This window comes from Corynebacterium jeikeium (assembly GCA_003955985.1).
Taxonomy (GTDB): domain Bacteria; phylum Actinomycetota; class Actinomycetes; order Mycobacteriales; family Mycobacteriaceae; genus Corynebacterium; species Corynebacterium jeikeium_D.
Window position 1 is genome coordinate 1,497,717 of the sequence record CP033784.1, and the last position, 16,666, is coordinate 1,514,382.

The window sequence follows — 16,666 nt, forward strand, 5'->3', positions numbered from 1 at the left end:
CGGCTTTTAGCACCACCAAAGGACGGCTGTTGTCATGAGTTCATATTGGGATAACCCAAAGTCGCTGTGGGATCAGATTCCACAGCACGATCAGGAAGATGCTTCCGGGCAGCAGCCTCCCGCACCGGAACAGCCTGCCGCGCCTGAGCAACCTTCCGCGCCGGAGCAGCCTCCCGCGGCCGCACAGCTTCCGCCACAGCAAGGGCGTTACCAGGGACTGCTCTCGCACAACAGCATCGTTATCCAGCAGATTCGAAACTTCATGGCGGATGATTTCGACATTTTGGATACCGAGGGCCACTGCATCGGAAAGATCGAAACTACGGGCAGCACGCTGAGCCGAATGTTTATGGGCTCTCGTCGCCTGACAGTGTCCGAACCGGACGGCACTCCGGTATTCGTTATCACCGACCCGACCGATTTCACCCTTGATCGCTACGAGGTCTATTACCCCGACCCGCATGCGACTGATACCGAAGGCAAGCAGCAAGGTGGAGCAGAGTCATCGCGCCTTCTGGCCACTATTCAGCAAAAGTTTGCGTTCTTTAAGCGGCGGCTGGAGATTTCCATCCCCGGTTTTGCCAATTGCGAGGTCGACGGCGACGTCTGGCATTACGACGCCACTTTTATGATCAATGACGTCAGAGTCGCACAGATGTCACGCAAGTGGTCGGGGTTTGCGAATCTCCTATCCGGCAATGAACGCTATGTGCTGCAGCTCAAGGATGATTTGCCACCACAATTGCGCGCGGCGATCATTGGTGCCGCCATTGCCCTGGATTTGATGGCGAAAAAGGCGCAATCCGACTAGCTATTATCGCTGTCGACTCGCGCCTTTTATCAAGAGCTACTGCTCACGACTATCGCTACCGCGCCCCTGCAGCCTGAGCGATGCGTCCGTCGATTTCCGTGATTCCGTCAGAGACGGCATTGACGTGTTCTGGGCGCACATTGGCATTGTCGTTGATGCCACCTTCAAAAACGGCGGTTACCGGCACGCACGGAACCTCAACATTACGTCCGAGCGCATTGGCCACAAGTGCAATTGCCCGAGGCGAGAAAGTCAGCCCGATGTGGCCCGACAGGTCCGCAGAGCAACCATCCTGTAGGAGGATGTTGTTGGAAGTCGGTGCGCTCCACTGGCTTGCAGCCATTGGCGTGACGGCTTCATCAACCTGAGTAGAGATTGCAACGTAGTTGACGCCCGGCTGCTCCAAGCCGCCCTCATTGATCTTGGCCATGAACTGGCCGTGCTGCATCAGATCCACCAGGCTGGGGCTGACAATGTACCCCGCAGCTTTGTCACCGGCATTGTCGAACTGGTTGAGCTGCTCCAAACCATAGGAAGCGCCCAGCAGAGTTGTGCCATGCAGCACGCCCGCCAGGGAAACGACGGTGCCGATTCCCCGCCCCTGCTCCTGCTTGGCGTAGGCGGCAGCCAAGGCGCCACCGGCAGAGTGACCAACAATATCGACGGCGGTAGCACCAGTTTCCGCCTTGAGGGTGTCAATCTTCGCAGTCAGCTCAGCCAACGCGGTATCCAGCGGGGTCATGTTGCGCATGGTTGGAATAGAGCCCAGCACCGAAAACTCGTCAGGACCCAGCTTGCCGACGTTAAATGCGTACAGACACTTCCCCATTGCCTTTAGCTCCGGTGCCATGCGGGCATAGGTCTGGTACGAGTTCGAGTTCATGCCGTGGATCATGACCACCGGATTCTCACCAGGAGCAGGAACACACTGCACATTCGTGCCCTCTGGGCTGATGTTTTCCGTCATCCCCTGGTTGACCATGACAGTGGGGAAATCATTTGCCTTTGGCCCCCAGTCACCCATTTCGGTCCAGGACAGGACCTGATCATTATCAGTTGCCGAAGCCGGTGCGGCAGCCGCGATGGGAGCCACCGCCAGAGCGACACCAGCCGCAGCCAACAGTGCTGTGGCTGACCGTGCCAGCTTTGCGAATGCTCGATGAGTGCCCATGATTACTCCTTGCCTAGAACAGTGAATAGTAAAACGTTTCCAATAAGAACTACGACATGGGCAAGAGCAAAAATCAGGCTACGAATCGTTATCGTACTCTGAAAGGAAATCAATGAAAGCCCCTCAAAAGGGTGAATAGAAAGTGAACTAAATATAACTATAACGCTATTCATTTACAGGCCTGCAAGCTTTTAAAGTGATATCGACCACAGCGCGAAACGAGGCGAGACCCCCTCGCAGCACCACAGGAGCATCGCTGATACTGACATCGCCATTAAGGATAAGCGCCTGCTCCACGAATATTTCAAACAACCAGTGATGCGGACGCTTGATATCGTCAGCGAGGAAACTGAGTCACCAATAGCAGAACTTAGAGAACACCCTCTCACCTGCCCGTACAGTATGGTATTTCACATGCACAAACGACACGTTTTCACCCTCGCACTGACCATTCCAGCGCTATGCCTTTCGGCTTGCTCCAACGGAGAACCGGAAAAAGCACCGGAACCAACTACGGTTACAAAAACTGTCACCAGCCCAGAAAGCAGCACAGAATCGACGACACAATCCACCACCAGGCCCCTAACCCGTCGACACCCCCGACCCGGACGACGGAAAGCTCGAGCCCCACCGGTTACGCCGGCGCACCCAACGGCGAGCCGACAGCTATAAACAAAACGATTTCGCATTGCGCGAAATCCTCGCAGGGACTCTACGAACAAGGCACCACCTGGTTTACCGACGGCACCTCCGGCTGGACGCAGTATTGCGCCAACAATTTCTATGACGGTCTTTCCATGAACACTGCCCCGGAACCTCAGAACAACGAGCCATCCCCGTGGGTTCAAGGCCAAATCGACTGGGCCGATTGCCTGAACTCTGGCCATTCCGAGGAAGAGTGTCGCGAGATGTTGAATTAGGCAACCCCGCCGCCTTCCACGAGATATGATGCGCAAGTCCGACTCTTCCCTGTTGTGCGGCACCTGGGTGGACCGCATGTGGGGCACGAAGGTCAAGGACAAGCGCAAGGCAGCCAAGCAGGATGCCACCGACGGCAAGCCGTCGATTAACCCGCCATGGAGCGCAGCTCGCGTCTCCCGCGTGCTGACCACCATCGCACTCGTGGTCATCACCATCGCCGCATTTGCCGAGACAGAAATCTCCGCCTCGAACTTCTTCACCGGCCTGGCCAACCTGCCAGAGACCATGGCTTTGTTCCTGCCGCCGTCCTCCGGTGGTATTGCCGGCGAGATCTTCAAGCTGCTTCTCGATACCCTGCAGATCGCCTTCGCCGCCACCTTCCTCGGCGCCATCCTCGCCATCCCGATTGGCATCATGGCCGCCTCCAACGTGGTTGCCAACAAGTGGGTACACGGCTTCTTCCGCGTGCTCATCGTGATCATCCGCGGCATCCCGGAACTGATTTTGGCCATCATCTTCGTGGTCATCTCGGGTCTGGGACCGGTCGCCGGTACGCTCGCGCTGGCTCTCGGTGCTGTTGGTCTGCTATCCAAGCTGATCGCCGACTCGCTGGAAGAAACCGACACTGACGTGCAGGAAGCCCTGCGCACTACTGGTGCAACCGAGTCGCAGATCTTCTTCGCCGCCACCGTTCGCCAGGCAATCCCGTCTTTCATTGCCCACTGCCTCTACCTGCTGGACACCAACATCCGCTCGGCCACGCTGCTCGGTGTCGTCGGCGCAGGCGGCATTGGCTTCCAGCTGCTCAATGCCTCTCGAGTCAACCAGTTCGACGTCGTGACCTACATCCTCATCCTCATGGTCGCTGTCGTCCTCGTCGTCGAGGCGCTGTCCATGCGGCTGCGTGCCGCCGTCCGCTAGTCCCCTCCACCCCAGTCCCCGTCCCCTTCTACCGAAAAGGAAAACTCCATAACTTACCAGCTCGCTATCTTCGACATGGCTGGCACCACCATCGACGACCGTGACGAGGTCTACCGCGTCCTCCGCGAAGCCACCGAACGCGAAGGTGCCCGCTACTCCGATGAGACTTTCCAGCACTACATGGGTACCGAGAAGTTCTGGGCGATTGGCAATCTGCTCCGTGAAGGTGGAATCGAGCCGACGCCAGAGGTCCATAATCACGCCTGGGAGTTCTTCCGCGCCGAGCTTGTTCGCACGTACAAGGAAAACCCGCCGACCCCGCTGCCAGGCGTCGAAGACATGCTGAAGGCGCTGCACGATAAGGACATCAAAGTCGGCTTGACGACGGGCTTTGCGCGCGAAATCGTCGATATCATTGTCTCCTCTATGGGGTGGGACAACGGGATTATCGACACCGTTGTCGCCGGTGACGAAGTCGAGCACGGCCGCCCCGAGCCCGACCTGATTCTGGCTGTTATGGAGAAGCTCGGTGTGACCGACAAGGCAGCTGTCATTAGCTCCGGGGACACCGAGGCTGATGTCCGTTCCGCCCAGGCCGCTGGCGTCACCAGCATGGGTGTGCTCACCGGCCACTTGACTCGCGAACAGTTCGAGTCCCTCGGTGCCGACTACGTCCTGGATTCGTCCGCGAACCTGCTGGACATTGTTGAAAAGTAGAATCTGCCCTGTAGACCTAACCTGGTAAGTACACAACGCTGATGACGACTCCGACTCCCCCAACCACCGCCCCTTCAACTGCGCCGACGGAAAAGGCCCAGGCGCTTGTCTGGCACGGCGGTAGCGACTTTCGCATGCAGGAGGTTCCTATCCCTGCTTTGCACGAAGGCGAAACCTTAGTGGAAATCACCACCGCCACCATCTGCGGCTCCGACCGTCACACCGCTCTCGGTCGTCGCAGTGCGCCCTGCCCCAGCGTCCTCGGCCACGAGGGAGTCGGAGTCGTCCGCGCTACCCGCAACCCAGATTTGCAGGTTGGCCAGCGCGTTGTGTTCTCTGTCACCGCGCCATGCATGGAGTGCGACCGCTGTGAACGCGGCATGACCGCCAAGTGCCGGATTTTGAAAAAGACTGGTCACGAGGCCTTCGATAGCGACTGGCCTCTTTCAGGGACCTATGCTTCCCATATTGTGCTGCGCAACCATCAGCCAGTGGTAGTAGTCCCCGACTCGCTTCCCGATGTCGCTGCCTCCATCGCGACCTGCGCCGGCGCCACAGTGATCGCTTGTATGGAACAGGCTGGACCCCTTGCAGGTAAACGAGTCCTGGTTATGGGCATCGGCATGCTCGGCCTCATCGCTGTTGAGGCAGCTGTTTGTGGTGGCGCCGCTGAGGTTGTGGCCATGGACCGTAACCAGACTCGGCTTGAATGGGCACGACAGTTGGGTGCGGTTGTGCCCGACCCGTCGGCTGCTGGTGCCGATTCCGAACCAGAGCCTTTCGATATCACCCTCGAGTTCTCCGGTAGCGAATTCGGAGTCACTACCTGCATCGGCAGCCTCGACATAGGTGGTCGAGCGGTGCTGGCCGGAAGTGTTGCCACGTCACCGGCTTATGCCCTCGATCCGGAGTGGCTCGTCCGTGGCTGGCGCACCATCACCGGTGTCCATAACTACGAGCCACGGCATCTTGCGCAGGCAGTAGAGTTCCTTGCTGACTCCCAGATTGATTGGGACACGGCTGTGTCGGCACCAATTGCGCTAGAGGATGTGCCTGCGGAGGTGGAGGCGGTGCAGGATATGTATTTGAGAGCGACTGTGACGTTTTCCTAGCAACCGCTGGAAAGAAAAGGTACGCAACAGAAAGAATTTCAACCAAGGCTGTTACCTATCTCAGAGGAGAACTGCGAAAAACCTTTTCTAGGGCATTGAAATGAAAGACTTCATTGGATAAGAGATTATAGGTGGTCAATAAATATTCTCGAAAACCAACATCCAAAACGAATCACAGCTTCTAATAGCAATTCAACAGCGGGTTATAATCCCAGTTTCAATTCCCTATTCAATAGCCCTGGAAGTCCATCCTTCGAAACAATTGAGAACATGAAACAGCGAAACGCTGCATTTTTTGGAAAATTAAATATACTGAAACTAAACCCGGTTAATCATCCGCTATTCCAGATGCGGCAGCAACCAACGCTTCACGAAGCTCGCGATCCACAGCATAGATATGTAGCCCGTGTACCCCTCGAGTAAGTAAGACATTAAGCTGATTCTTCAACAGTTCTTCAGCGAAGGACTGTTTCGACCCGTCTTTCAACGTTCGTTTATTCTTCACATTTGGGTTCCACGACTCAGATGGGTCAAAGATAATCTTTCCATCACGATATTTGACAGAGGGGCCAATAATGACACCAGCATAGTTCAGGTCAAAACCCTGGATAGTAAAAATAGAACCAATTTCATCAATAGTTTGTGGGCGCTCTGCCCAGCTCAGCTGTAGACCTGCAGTCTTCTTCTCAGTACTCTTCTTTTGATTGTTCCATGGCATTGAAAAATCACCGACTCGAACCCGCCAGAGTTCATTCTCCGCAGGTGGCCGAGCACTCGAAAACTGCCAATCATACGTGGCTATTAACCTAGATAATCCTTCCTCTACATTCGACGCTTTGTCCTTAATTGACTCGTAAAGCTGGTTAGGATCATCGAAAATCTTAATACTATATTTATTATCCTCCGGAATTTTATGGATAATACCGTCATCGACAAAAGAGCGTACCCACTGAATGGTATCCTCCGAGGCAAGCATCCTCATCTGAAGCTTTAAATCAATACTTTTATCGACTCGTTGCTCCATCCATTCCAAATCCGCCGGCTCCCACACCTGATTTGCGGCAAGAATCTGGTCAGGATCAAATACTGCTACCACTACATGTGCACGTTCGAGAATATCTTTGAGGTGATTTTTACCCCTGTACGACTGTTTTCCTTGCGTCCATAGCAAATGAGCTTCGTCGATTAGAACGACATCTACCTTTTCCCCAGGATTCCGATGATTGATAAAGGATGTCGGCTTCATGACTTTAAGATTCTTGGTACTCGAAATACCGAGTTTTTCAGCAACCTGCTGATAAACAGTAACCTGCTCATCGTGGTTGACTAGCATATACGCGTCAAGGGTCGATTTCCCAAGATGTTCTTCGATAGCTGGGAGTTTTTGATTCAAGTCATAAAAAACGCTGCTAAGCAATACTGTTTTGCCGGTTCCAGCAGCGCCTGAGACCATAATCAGCCTAGAGTCGCCGATTGATTGCATTTGATCTACAACTGCATTAATTATCTCAAACTTTGCATCAGACTGCTCTGTAGTTAGCTCATGGAAAGGTGATGCTTTAAAAAGTGCAGATTCGCGGATAATACGTTCAGCTGGAAATAGCTGTTGATCCAGCGCATGTAGTTTAGACCAAATCTGGGTGAAAGATTTGTCTAAATGCTCTTTGGTGAAGTAATCACCTTGCGCATTTGTTCGCGCATTCTCAGTAGCAACACTGGTCTCACTGGCAGACTTCACCGATTCGTTGCTAGGCAAGTACTGCATAAGTCGATTCTCAATATCCAGAGTCAACGACTTATTAAATAGAGAGTGCCCAATCACGTACATCTGGGTCCCAGCGCCATCACGTAAATCAATCCAGAGATTTCGCTTGGAGTTAGATGCCTTTGTATCCCCCTCGAGATGTTGGGTCGTTCGCTGGACAATCGAGTTCGTTTCCCCCACATAGACTCGATAGGATCCCTTGTTGTCCCGCAATGAAATGATGTAGACCGTAGGGTAGTCAATAATAAAACGGCGGTAAGGAATGTCTTTGCCTTTTAGCTCGTCGATGCCACTACTTGCGTAGTCGACTCGCTCAACAAATGCCCTTGGGGCTGGAAGCAGTTTTCTCTTGCTCACGTTACAACCTGTCGTGCTTAAGCGAACTTCCCGTGCTTTTACTACGCGGATAGCGCACTTCATTTAAGGCGATTTTCTTCGCAATCGCCTCATTAGGATCGATTTCAGCCCTACGAGCCAGTAAAAGGCAGTAGCTCAGCACATCTGCAAGCTCATCCTCGAGATCGGCTTTTTCGTATTTTGCGTCCCATTGAAAAAGTTCGAGCAACTCAGCAGACTCAATTGAGATCGCTTTAGCAAGATTCTCAGGAGTATGAAAAACCTCCCACTTTCTGTCAGAAGAGAACTTGAAAAGCTGCTCTACTGTTTCCCGACTAACTTCCATGTGTTTTTACCTTTTCAAGTCCCCAACAACCCCAACCTGCCCCGCAGCGTCAGACACCGCGTCCACACGCTTCACGGCAGGGTCGGCGCCCAAGCGCTCGTCAGGCAAGGCACCAACACCTTCACGGCCGAAGCTGTCAGTCCCCACCACAACGTGACCAGCTGCATCCTCACCAGCACCAAAGCCCTCAGCCAGCGCCACCGCCAGATCTGCAACCAGCCCAGCACCGAACTCCGGATCCTCGCCCTTGTCAATAGCAGCGCGCGACACAGTCCCGTGATTACCAACAATCACAATGCCAGCAGCCGGGCGCAGAGTCCCCTCGTCGTACTCGACGAACCCGCCGCCCTTCAGAGCCTCCAGCAGCAGCTTTCGGTCAGCAGCGGTAGCCCGCTCTCCCCCATCCTTATCCAGCTCTAGCACTGGAGCCAGCGCCTGACCAGCCTGACGGCCCGGCTCACGACGCTCCGGATCCAGCTGCACATCAGCCGGCAGCGACGTAGAAACCGTGTCCTTCAGCTCGTCCGCACCAGCGGAGGAGAGGAACTTATCGGTCAACTTCAACACGCCGGCATCCGGGGCACCAGCAGCGCGCAAGGTCTCGGAAACCCCTGCAAGCTGCTCATCGGTGGCATCGGGAGTCACGATAACAAGGACAGGCACGTCCTTCAAAGAGTCCTTGACGATCTCCCCGACGATGGGCTCGATGATGCGATTGGCTTCATCGGCACGCGCTTGCTGCGCATCGGCACGTGCGACAGCGGCATCGCGCTCAGAGGCGGCACCGGTGCCGAAATCAATGCCAGCACCAGCGGGGTTCAGCACATAAGCACCCAGTGCAGCACCTGCCGCCACACCGAGGGCAGCACCTGTAACACCGGCTGTAAACTTCCCGCTCCTGCGCTTCTTCCCCATCGCCCGTCCCTCATTCCTTTCGCCGACGCCTCAATCAGCACTGACAGCTGAAAACTCAGGCGCTCATAGTGCTCGAATACCGCTAAAACTACTTAAACAGCCCCTGGAACCACAGTGCAATGGAGTTCCAGGTATCAATCAGATTCTCGCTGACAGAACCATCACCGGAAGTACCAGCGATAGCGAAAATCACCGCAACGGCGACAAAGATAGCCAGGATTGCCCAGGCCACGCCAAAACCACGGCTATTGACTTGGTAGAGGTCGGCGACCATGCGACCGTCGACAAGCTTCTCCCCGACCTTCAAACGCGACAGCAACGCCGACGGCACACCACTTTGGTTCTCAGCGTGGTAGATGCTGTCGATGTTCTGCGGGGCGCCGACGGAGACGACCATGTCGGCGTCGTGATGCGCGGCGAATACCAGCGCCAGGTCAGTGGCGGAATCGGACAGCGCCGGGAAGGTCATGGCACCAATGCCGAGGTCCTGGATGCGCTCCAGGCCTACCGCGTGACCGTCCGGATCAGCGGGCAGGATCACGCATCCGGCAGACCGCAGTGCCTCAGAGTTGATGTTCTCCGGATCACCGATGATGTAGTCCGGCTCGTACTTCAGGTCGAAGAGCGTGTCGGCACCGGTGTCGACGCCGATGAGCAGCGGCTCGTACTCGCGGATGAAGTTCTTTAAGTCTTCCAGCGTCTTGCGGTGTCCCTCACCAGGGCTAACAACAACGACCTTGCGGCCACGCAGCGGCTCCGTCTCGTCCGGAATGCCCAGGCCATCGATGTAAAGCGGAGACTCGGTCTTGGCGAACTCCACCAAGTTGCCGGAAAGCGCCTCCAGGCGGTCGACCATGCTGGTGCGGCCCTCGTCGAAGGCGCGCTCGAGCTCGTCCTGGTCGACCTCGTCGCCCTGACCAATCAGGCGGTCACCGTGGTAGAGCTTGCCGTCGTCAAGCCTGCCGTTCTTGCCGTCCTTGAGCTTCTCAAAGACCTCGTCGCCGACGTTCTGCACCATTTCAATGTCGGCATCGCGCATCATCTGCGGGCCGTAATTCGGTACAAAACCCGTGGTAAACGCGCCGGTGTTCACCACTGCGGCGACCTTGGCATCAATCAACTGCTGTGCCAGAGGACGCGAGATATCCGGCGCATCGATCACCACGATGTCGCCTTCGCCCATGCGCTTTAGCGCACGATCCAGGCGGGAACCGTCCCGCACGGTCCCCGAAATGCCAGGAAGATCTTTTTCGTTCCGAGAGAACAGACTCATGGCACTTAGTGAAACATAAGTGCAGCTACTTGGCCGCGAAGGCGCGCCGAGCTTGATCCAGAAGATCTTGCGCATGCGCGCGTCCGGATTCCGAATCGTCCAAGCCCGCCATCATCCGCGCGAGCTCGTCAATCCGCTCCTCATCGCCCAGGCTCGTCACCTTCGACGACACCGCACCCGAGCGCGCATCCTTGCTGACCACCAAGTGGGTATCCGCAAACGCCGCCACCTGAGGTAAGTGCGTGACGACGATCACCTGGTTATTCACCGCCAACTGCTTTAGGCGCTTACCAATTTCCACAGCCGCGCGCCCACCAACACCGGCATCGACCTCATCGAAAACCATCGTGTGTCCGGCCTGTCCTTCGGCGAGGACAACTTCCAATGCCAGCATGATGCGGGAGAGCTCACCGCCGGATGCGGAGGAAGCCAGCGGGCGTGGCTCGGCACCCTCGTGGGCGCGGAGCTTGAACTCAATGTTGTCCACGCCAGCGGGGCCAAAGGTGTCGGCCTTGGTGATCTCGACCACCAGCGATGTGTGGGGCATGGCCAGGCCCTTGAGTTCCTTTGTCACGGCCTGTTCCAGGTGCTTCGCGGCCTTTGCGCGGGCCTTGGAGAGCTTGCGTGCGGTGGTGCCGAGCTTCTTCTCCGCGGTCTTAATCTCCACGGTGAGTTTGTCCAGGGCTTCGCCGGAGACATCCAGCGTGGCGAGCTTGCGCTCCGCCTTATCCCGCCAAGCCAGCACGCCTGCGATGTTCGGGGCGTACTTACGGGTGAGGTTCTTGATCTCCAGCTGGCGCTGCATGAGTTTGTCCAGGGACTCGGTTTCCTCCGGCAGGCCAGAGAGAAACGCGCCGAGGCCAGCAGAAATCTCGGAGAGCTGGCTGGTCAGCTCATTGAGCTGGTTGGAAAACTCGGTGAGTTCCTCGTCGTCTGCGGCGGCAAGCTCAGTGGCGGCGGCACCGAGCAGTTCGGCGGCGCCGGATTCCTCGGTGGCGGCATCCATGCCGGTCGTGCTCACGGCAGCGGCGCCATCGATGGCGGCAAGCGCCACGGCCGCCGCGTCGCGGAGACCATCCAGATCCTGCATGCGGCGGATCTGGGAGGCCAGGTCCTGGTCCTCATCTGGTTCGGGCGAGACTGCGTCGATTTCTTCGATGGCGAAGCTGAGTTGGTCGGCACGCATGGCCAGCTCGCGTCGCTTAGAGGTCTTCTCTTCCAGTTCTTTGACCAGGGTGCGCCAGTGTGCGCGTTGCTGCCGGTAAGTTTCCAAGGTAGGTGCGATGGTGTCGGCATCCATGCGGTCGATGGCCGCACGCTGCTCATCGGCGCTTTGCAGGCGCAGCTGATCGTTCTGGCCATGAATGGCAATCAGACGGGTGGAGACATCCGCCAATGCCGCAGCCGAGGCACTGCGGCCCCCAACCCACGCCCGGGAGCGTCCCTTCGCAGAGACTTGACGGGCAAGCAGGTACTCATCATTTTCATCGCGCTCGCCGCCGAGCTCAGAAACCACAGCATCGATGGTGGCTGATTCTTCCTCCGAGAGGTGCTCAGTGGAAACGCGACCTTCCACCAGGGCCTTGTCTGCGCCGGTGCGCACGCGGCCGGCGTCGGCACGCGCGCCACAGAGCAACTTGAGGCTGGTGACCACCATGGTCTTACCCGCACCGGTTTCACCTGTGAGAACGGTCAGGCCTGGGCTGAATTCAAGCGTCGCGTCGGGGATAACGCCGAGGTCGCGGATGGAAATCTCAGTCAGCATGGCGCCTGCAATCAGTCCTTCCGTTGAAGTTGGGGGCCGCGGGCACGGTCCCGGTTGTGGAGTCTCGTGACGGCTCTTGTCTGCCGTGTTTAGGGGCTATTGGGCCTCGGCAGGGCCGCGCCACCCGGACGTCGGCAAGCGGAACTTGTGCACCAGACGATCGGCGAACGGTTGATCGTCCAGACGCACCCAGCGCACCGGCTGCGCGCCGCGCTCGATTTCGATGCGGCTGCCCGGCGGCATGGTGATGTTGCGGAAGCCGTCGAGCACCGCGATCGCCTCGGCGGTGTCGTGGTTGGTCTCAATAGCGATGGTCGAATGCGGAGAGATTACCAGCGGGCGGGAGAACAGCGCGTGGGCGTTGTTAGGCACGACCAGCATGGCATCGAGCTCCGGCCAGAGTACGGGCCCACCTGCAGAAAAGGCGTAGGCGGTGGAGCCGGTTGGCGTGGAAATCAGCACGCCATCGCAGCCATAGGAACTCACCGGGCGACCATCGACTTCCAAGATGACATCCAGCACGCCACGGCGGTTGACGTTTTCGATGCTGACTTCGTTCAGCGCCCAACCGGAGCCAATCACGCGGCCGGTGGTGTCACGGACGGTGACGCGGATGGTCATGCGGTCCTCGATACGCCAGGAGCGCTTGATGACGCGACTAATCGCCTCCGTCATGGACTCCTGCTCCCACTCGGCGAGGAAGCCCACGTGCCCCATGTTGATGCCGAGCACCGGCAGGTCAGCCGAGTGCGCGATATCTGCGGCGCGCAGGAAGGTGCCGTCACCGCCGAGGACGAGGACGAGTTCGCATCCCGACGCCGCCTGCGGGGAATGCCAGTAACGCGGGTACTTACCGAGCGTTGGGTGCGCGGCCAGCGCCTCCGGGTTCTTACCGGCCAGCACGCGGATATCGATACCCGCGGCCTCAAGCAGCTCGGCAGCCTCGGCGGCCATTTCCAGGTTGGCGCTGCGGCCGGTGTGCGGGACCAGCAGGATCTCGCGCTTGCCGGCGCTGGTCTTGGGCTTGCTATCCCGTGAGTGAGTCTTCGCGCTAGTCGGTGAGCTAGTCATTGTGCGGCCCCTCCTCAACGGCCTTAGCGATGGCCGCAGCCATAGCCTCATCACCAATATCGCTGGCGCCGCCGTCTTTCACCAGCCACAGGAAGAACTCTACGTTGCCGCTCGGACCCGGAAGCGGGCTGGCCACAGCCGCGCGGAAGGACAACCCCAGCGTGCGGGCGTACTCGGCGACTTCCTGGACAACTTCCTGGCGCAGCGCATCGCTGCGCACGACACCACCGGAGCCAAGGCGCTCCTTGCCAACCTCGAACTGCGGCTTGACCATTGGTAACAGGTCAGCGCCTTCGTCGAGGCAGGAGACAATCGCAGGCAGGACCAGCTTCAAAGAAATAAACGACAAATCGCCGACCATTACATCGGCCGTGCCACCGAGAATCTCCGGCGTCAACGTGCGGACGTTAGTACGGTCGAGCACAACCACCCGCGGGTCATCCTGCAAGCGCCAAATCAACTGACCGTAACCGACATCGACGGCGTAGACGGTCTCGACATCGCGGCGCAGGCACACATCGGTGAAGCCGCCCGTGGAGGCACCGGCATCCAACACCTTCCGGCCCTTCAAGTCCAGGCCCTGCGGCTCGAAAGCCTCCAGCGCGCCGAGCAGCTTGTGAGCCCCGCGCGATGCCCAGTTCTCATCTTCTTCCAGACCACTGACGCGAATGGACACGTCGCCTGTCACCGCAGTCGCAGGCTTGGAGGCGACAAAACCGCCGACCTCCACTCGGCCGGCTTTAATCATGTCCACTGCCGCTTCACGGGAGCGAGCGATCTTCCTTCGCACCAGCTCCGCATCGAGCCTGCGCTTAGGAGCTTTCTTTGCCACCGCGTTCACTTTCCTTCCCTGCGTGACGAGCCCAGGGCCTCATACAAAATCTCATGCGCCCGCTCGAACTGCGCGACTCTCTCCTGCGGAGTCGGCGCAGGCGCGGACAGTGCGGCCGCAACCTGCCCGCGCACATCCTCCGGGGTTACCTCGCGCGCTCCGGGCATTGCCGCCGGGCTAGGAGCGGACGAGGGACCGGGTCCGGGTTTGGGGGCAGGGGCGGGTGCAATTGCAGGGCCGGGTTTCGGCCCCGGCACAGGACCAGACCCCTGCCCCTGCCCTGGCTTCGGTGCGACCTCACTCATCGGCTATCACTTCCGCCAGGCAGCCAGCGCCGCCTCAGCAGCCGGGCCCTCCGCGCGGACCTCCGCAACCTCGACTGCGCCAGCACGACCAGCCTCAGAGTTCCACACCACATCCACGACCGTCAGCAGCGCCGCCACCGCGGCCTCCGCTGGGTTCGCCAACCGAGGATCCTCCGTGTCACCGCCAGAAAGAACGATGACACCGGCCTCCGCGTCGTCGTAACGCGCGGTGAAACCAGCCTGCGGAGCCGGGCGTGCCTGATCCAGCTCACGGTTCAGCGCGGTCATGTCAGCACCGATGAGCGTCGGACGGTGCTCGGGCGGCGCTGCGACGACATCCATATGCGTGGAAACGCCCGTGACCACCATAAACGTGTCCATCTTCGCAGCATTTCCACCTGCGATGTCGGTATCCAGACGATCCCCAATCGCCAGCGGACTCTTCGCGCCCATACGCTCCGCAGCCTTAATGAACATCGGCGGCTTCGGCTTACCCGCCGACAGCGGCGCAACACCCGTGGTCGTCGAAATCGCCGCAGCGACCGAACCATTGCCGACCAAAAAACCGCGCTCCGACGGCAGCGTCGTATCCAAATTCGACACCAGGAAGCGCGCACCTCGCGACACCGCCAGCGCCGCCTCCGACATCTGCTTCCACGTCATCTCACGGTTGAGCCCCTGGAACACCGCCGCAGGGTTGTCATCAGCGGAATCCACCAGCGTGTACCCCGCCTCACGAGCCAGCTGCTTAAACGACTCCGCACCCAACACAAAAACGTTCGAGCCCGGCTCAATGACCTCCGCCGCCATCTCAATGGCCGCCTGCGCCGACGTCATCACATCGTCCGCGTGAACGTCATAGCCCAGCCCGTTGAGCTGATCCGCCACCGTCTGCGGCGCACGGGAGGCGTTGTTCGTAATGAACACCATCGGCAGCGCTGCCTCGGTCAGCCCCTCCAGCGCGTTCGGAATCGCCGCGCCGCCCTCGTAAATCGTGCCATCCAGATCCAACAGAGCGGCATCATAGGAAGAAGCGACAGAAGCCATGAGGTGCATTTCTCCTTTTACGAAAATAGGAACGCTTTACGACGAATTGTAGATGCGCAGCCGCATCGCGCCAGCGGTGGATGGTTTTGCGAGTCGGGCAGCTGGGCTGTTTACTTGCTCAGCTCTTCGATGCGCTCGCGAGCATCGAGCATCTGGTCGACATCGATCTTGGCGCAGCGGGTAAACCACACCTTGGCATCGTCTTTACGGCCGGCCTCCACCAGCGCATCGGCGTAGGCGTAGAACAGACGAGCTGCTTCGAAATCCTCACGGTCCGGGTTCAGATCCTGGGTCTCCAGCTCAACCAGAGCCTCATCAATCTGGCCCATATCGCGGCGAGCACCTGCGGCGACGATAGCCAGCTCAGTCTTGGACTCGTTATCCAGCTGCTTGGCTTCCTCGGATCGAGCCAGCTCGATGGCCTTCTCCGGACGGCCGAGGCCGCGCTCACAGTCCGCCATCACTGCGAGCATGCCCGGACCACCGGAGATGCGACGAGCAGCACGCAACTCAGCCAGGGCTTCCTTCCACTCACCTGCGTGGTAAGCGGCGACACCAGCTGTCTCACGAACGACACCGACGCGGCCTGCGCGGTCCTTCGCTGCGCGGGCGTGCTCCAGGGCACGCTGCGGGTCTTCAGCCATCAGGATTGCGGCCATAATCATGTGACGAGCAACCTTGTCGGCGTTGTCCTTAGCCAGGCTCTTCAGATCCTGGCGGACGCTCGGGTCGAGCTCGTCTGCGCGAATGTCATCTGGCAGCTTCGGCTCGTTCTTGCGGGCCTCAATGCGCTCCTCGCGGAAACCTGGGCGCTGCGGGCCGGTGCGGTGCGTACGCTTCTCATCCTGGAAGCGGCCACCACGGTTAGAGCGACGTGGCTTGCCACCACGACGGTCGAAGTTGCGACCTCCCTGGCCGCCACGTCCGCCCGGGCCGCGACGATCATTGCGCTCGCCCCGGTCGTTGCGCTCGTTACGATCATTGCGGTCGTAACCGCGGCCACCGCGACCACCACGGTCATCGCGGTTAAAACGCTCATTACGATCATCGCGATTGTTGCGGTTGTAACCACGACCGCCACGACCACCGCGCTCATTGCGGTCACCGCGGTTAAAGTCACGATCGTCGCGATCATCACGACGGAAGCCCCGCGAACCACGGGAATCGCGGTTACCGCCATGACCACCGTGACCACCACGGCCACGACCACCTGGGCCACCGCCCTGTCCACGACGATCGTTGCGGTTGCGCCCGTTAAAGCCGCCCTCGCCACGACCATGGGAACGGTTAGACCCGCGGTTTCCGCGATTTCCTCGGCCTTCGCCGGAACGAGGACCTTCGTGCTCAGCCATGAAGTC

At 58.7% G+C, this 16,666-nt stretch carries 14 protein-coding genes and 1 pseudogene; 4 read left to right on the forward strand and 11 right to left on the reverse strand.

Annotated elements, in window-relative coordinates:
- Positions 1-34 precede the first annotated feature (34 nt).
- Entirely contained in the window at positions 35-811 is a 777-nt protein-coding gene (locus tag EGX79_06630) for a scramblase (GenBank protein AYX81883.1), read from the forward strand.
- Positions 812-866: 55 nt separating this feature from the next.
- On the opposite strand, the gene EGX79_06635 is transcribed toward EGX79_06630, so the two are convergent.
- Positions 867-1,982: an alpha/beta fold hydrolase gene (locus tag EGX79_06635; protein ID AYX81884.1), complete on the reverse strand. Its 1,116-nt coding sequence runs from the start codon at positions 1,980-1,982 to the stop codon at positions 867-869.
- Positions 1,983-2,927: 945 nt separating this feature from the next.
- On the opposite strand from EGX79_06635, the pseudogene phnE reads away from it, so the two are divergent.
- The 3 genes and pseudogenes from phnE (at position 2,928) to EGX79_06650 (ending at position 5,653) form a co-directional block, all read left to right on the forward strand.
- Positions 2,928-3,824 (forward strand): annotated as a pseudogene (phnE, locus tag EGX79_06640) (phosphonate ABC transporter, permease protein PhnE).
- 75 nt (positions 3,825-3,899) lie between these two features.
- Complete coding sequence (locus tag EGX79_06645; protein ID AYX81885.1) at positions 3,900-4,541, forward strand: HAD family hydrolase; 642 nt, start codon at positions 3,900-3,902, stop codon at positions 4,539-4,541.
- 41 nt (positions 4,542-4,582) lie between these two features.
- Positions 4,583-5,653, forward strand: a complete 1,071-nt coding sequence (locus tag EGX79_06650) for a dehydrogenase (protein ID AYX81886.1) — start codon at positions 4,583-4,585, stop codon at positions 5,651-5,653.
- A 328-nt stretch (positions 5,654-5,981) separates the two neighbouring features.
- Here EGX79_06650 and EGX79_06655 read toward each other — a convergent pair whose 3' ends face one another.
- The 10 genes from EGX79_06655 to EGX79_06700 form a co-directional block, all read right to left on the reverse strand.
- The gene (locus EGX79_06655) at positions 5,982-7,838 is read right to left on the reverse strand and encodes a DUF2075 domain-containing protein (protein ID AYX81887.1); all 1,857 of its coding nucleotides are present in this window, start codon (positions 7,836-7,838) and stop codon (positions 5,982-5,984) included.
- Positions 7,777-8,100 carry a nucleotide pyrophosphohydrolase gene (locus EGX79_06660; protein ID AYX81888.1) on the reverse strand — a complete coding sequence of 108 codons (324 nt, stop codon included), beginning with the start codon at positions 8,098-8,100 and terminating at the stop codon, positions 7,777-7,779. Before EGX79_06660 ends, EGX79_06655 begins: the two co-directional genes overlap by 62 nt.
- Before the next feature lie 6 nt (positions 8,101-8,106).
- Positions 8,107-9,015: a hypothetical protein gene (locus EGX79_06665; GenBank protein AYX81889.1), complete on the reverse strand. Its 909-nt coding sequence runs from the start codon at positions 9,013-9,015 to the stop codon at positions 8,107-8,109.
- An 88-nt stretch (positions 9,016-9,103) separates the two neighbouring features.
- Positions 9,104-10,288 carry a thiamine pyrophosphokinase gene (locus EGX79_06670; protein AYX81890.1) on the reverse strand — a complete coding sequence of 395 codons (1,185 nt, stop codon included), beginning with the start codon at positions 10,286-10,288 and terminating at the stop codon, positions 9,104-9,106.
- A 25-nt stretch (positions 10,289-10,313) separates the two neighbouring features.
- Positions 10,314-12,053, reverse strand: coding sequence for a DNA repair protein RecN (recN, locus tag EGX79_06675; protein ID AYX81891.1), 1,740 nt, complete (start codon positions 12,051-12,053; stop codon positions 10,314-10,316).
- Positions 12,054-12,149: 96 nt separating this feature from the next.
- Positions 12,150-13,124 carry an NAD kinase gene (locus tag EGX79_06680; protein AYX81892.1) on the reverse strand — a complete coding sequence of 325 codons (975 nt, stop codon included), beginning with the start codon at positions 13,122-13,124 and terminating at the stop codon, positions 12,150-12,152.
- Positions 13,117-13,956 carry a TlyA family RNA methyltransferase gene (locus tag EGX79_06685; protein ID AYX82758.1) on the reverse strand — a complete coding sequence of 280 codons (840 nt, stop codon included), beginning with the start codon at positions 13,954-13,956 and terminating at the stop codon, positions 13,117-13,119. Before EGX79_06685 ends, EGX79_06680 begins: the two co-directional genes overlap by 8 nt.
- A 5-nt stretch (positions 13,957-13,961) precedes the next feature.
- Positions 13,962-14,261, reverse strand: a complete 300-nt coding sequence (locus EGX79_06690; protein AYX81893.1) for a hypothetical protein — start codon at positions 14,259-14,261, stop codon at positions 13,962-13,964.
- Between the two features lie 6 nt (positions 14,262-14,267).
- Positions 14,268-15,308: an HAD-IIA family hydrolase gene (locus EGX79_06695; GenBank protein ID AYX82759.1), complete on the reverse strand. Its 1,041-nt coding sequence runs from the start codon at positions 15,306-15,308 to the stop codon at positions 14,268-14,270.
- A gap of 110 nt (positions 15,309-15,418) precedes the next feature.
- Positions 15,419-16,660 carry a hypothetical protein gene (locus EGX79_06700; GenBank protein AYX81894.1) on the reverse strand — a complete coding sequence of 414 codons (1,242 nt, stop codon included), beginning with the start codon at positions 16,658-16,660 and terminating at the stop codon, positions 15,419-15,421.
- Positions 16,661-16,666: the final 6 nt, after the last annotated feature.